General features: G+C 75.5%; 1 protein-coding gene. It reads left to right on the plus strand.

Translation table 11 applies throughout. The annotated features are described in order from the left end of the window. Positions 1–2 precede the first annotated feature (2 nt). The coding region (locus tag KUM32_RS38230) for a helix-turn-helix domain-containing protein (RefSeq protein WP_217146420.1) at positions 3–877 on the plus strand (875 nt) is incomplete at its 3' end.

Below are 877 nucleotides of genomic sequence, written 5' to 3' on the forward strand. Positions count from 1 at the left end.
GCGTGGGACGTCGTGAAATTCCGTTGGACCCCGGTGCCGGCCCGGTGCAGGGGTTCGCGCACGCGCTGCGCGAGCTGCGGCGCGGGGCGGGGAACCCCACCTACCGGACCATGGCGCAGCGCGCCGGCTACTCGGTCACCGCCCTGTCGCAGGCCGCCGCGGGGGAGAAGCTGCCGTCGCTGGCGGTCACGCTCGCGTACGTACGGGCCTGCGCGGCGGACCCCGCCGAGTGGGAGGAGCGCTGGCGCCGGGTCGACCAGGCCGTGCCGCGCCCGGCGGAGCAGGGCGAGAGCGTCGCGCCGTACCGGGGGCTCGCCCGCTTCGACGTGGCCGACGCCGACGTGTTCTTCGGCCGCGAGGCGCTCACCGAACGCCTGGCGAACCTCGCGCGCGAGCACCGCTTCATCGCCGTCTTCGGGCCGTCCGGCAGTGGCAAGTCGTCGCTGCTGCGGGCCGGCCTCGTACCCCGGCTGCGCGCGGGCGACGACGCACAGCGCCCGGTGGCCGCGATCCGTATCCTCACCCCCGGCGCCCACCCGCTGCGTACGCACGCCGCGCGCCTGGAGGCCGCCGAGGGCACGGGCGACACCTGGTTGCTGGTCGACCAGTTCGAGGAACTGTTCACGCTGTGCGAGGACCCGGCCGAGCGCTCCGCGTTCCTGGACCGCCTGCTGGCAGCGCGCGAGCCGCGACACCGGCTGGGCGTGGTGATCACCGTGCGGGCCGACTTCCTCGACCCGTGCACCGAGCACCCAGGGCTGACCGCCGCCATGCAGGACGCCACCGTACTGGTGGGGCCGATGAGCGACGCGGAGCTGCGGGAGGCGATCACCAGGCCCGCCCGCAGCCGGGGCCTGGTCGTCCAACGCTCCCTGAC

Source organism: Streptomyces sp. AC627_RSS907 (assembly GCF_019049165.1).